Consider the following 1,333-nt stretch of genomic DNA (forward strand, 5'->3'; position numbering starts at 1 on the left):
TCAGGCTTCGGTCGGCGCGCCCGCGCCCAAAGCCCCGGCAAAACCGGTGCTGCCCGCAGCTAAAAAATAGAGTGGGAAATATGCATACTGCTGAATGGGATAGTAAGTCTGTTCAAAGAAATATGTTGAATAATCTGTTCTTATTGGAAGTAAAGTAATGACTGATAATCGGGGGTTTACGCTGGTTGAATTAATATCAGCGGTCTTGATATTGTCTGTACTTGCTTTAATTGTTTATCCGAGCTATCGCAATTATGTTGAGAAAGCAAAGATAAATGCAGTGCGGGCAGCCTTGTTAGAAAATGCACATTTTATGGAAAAGTTTTATCTGCAGAATGGGAGGTTTAAACAAACATCTACCAAATGGCCAAGTTTGCCGATTAAAGAGGCAGAAGGTTTTTGTATCCGTTTGAATGGAATCGCGCGCGGGGCTTTAGACAGTAAATTTATGTTGAAGGCGGTAGCCATAGATAAAGATAAAAATCCTTTTATTATTAAGATGAATGAAAATCTAGTAACCTTTATTTGCAAGAAGTCCGCCAGTTCGTGTAATGACGGACTGGATTATTTTAAAGGAAATGATAAGGACTGCAAGTTACTTAAGTAGGCTTGTTTACAAATCAATCGATAGTGTTTCAGTATTTGTGCGGGTTTCCGCCTTGAGGGAATGAGAATCGTGTAATATTAAGCCTATAGTTATGATCCGTAATCCGTATCTGGATTGTTTCCGGATAAAAGAATAAACCCAATCGGTGGGTCGTTTGGGTTTATTTCATTGATTGACAGAGTTTTTTGATAAATGGAAAGACAACGCTTTTTTAGGGGATGGTTTTGTTTTTCCTCTGATATTACCTATAGGTTTCTGCCCCTTCCGTTCTAAATATATTATCCGATTCGGATAAGTCGAATAGGGTGCTTCTAATCTGAAAGGTTAAACAGATTTTATAATGCCGTCTGAAAAAATCAGACAGCATCTTTCTTTAATGCCGCCAGCTCTACCCCACGCTGAAACTGATACCTAACGCCTTCTACCTGATGGTTTTTGCATTGTTTTTCCGTACACTGACCGTAGTCATGTTGGCCGTGCATCCGACCTCCTACCTGCACAGTCTGAGCTCTTTGGGCGTGTTGTTCACCGCTTCGCTATATGCATAGCGTTACATCCCACCGTGCTTGGACGGTAAGCCCGGATAAGGATTTAAATGCGGGTGGGCCGTCTGAAAATGTTTTCAGACGGCCTTAACTTTCTTCCCCCAAACTCCCGATACAATATTATTTACAACAAATAACTCAAGTATACAAAAAAATACTTGCCCCCCCCCCCCCCCCCCAC

At 41.6% G+C, this 1,333-nt stretch carries 1 protein-coding gene and 1 pseudogene; both read left to right on the forward strand.

Annotated elements, in window-relative coordinates; translation table 11 throughout:
* Positions 1 to 70: pseudogene (locus tag RDY34_RS10505) on the forward strand (helix-hairpin-helix domain-containing protein); the annotation flags it as partial.
* A gap of 87 nt (positions 71 to 157) precedes the next feature.
* Positions 158 to 607 carry a type IV pilin protein gene (locus RDY34_RS10510; RefSeq protein WP_003754601.1) on the forward strand — a complete coding sequence of 150 codons (450 nt, stop codon included), beginning with the start codon at positions 158 to 160 and terminating at the stop codon, positions 605 to 607.
* The last annotated feature ends 726 nt before the right edge of the window (positions 608 to 1,333 follow it).

This window comes from Neisseria polysaccharea (assembly GCF_963392925.1).
Taxonomy (GTDB): Bacteria; Pseudomonadota; Gammaproteobacteria; order Burkholderiales; family Neisseriaceae; genus Neisseria; species Neisseria polysaccharea.

Bases quoted from the DNA above. Each gene is read 5' to 3' on its own strand.
- RDY34_RS10510 (WP_003754601.1), top strand. From the start codon at position 158: ATGACTGATAATCGGGGGTTTACGCTGGTTGAATTAATATCAGCGGTC.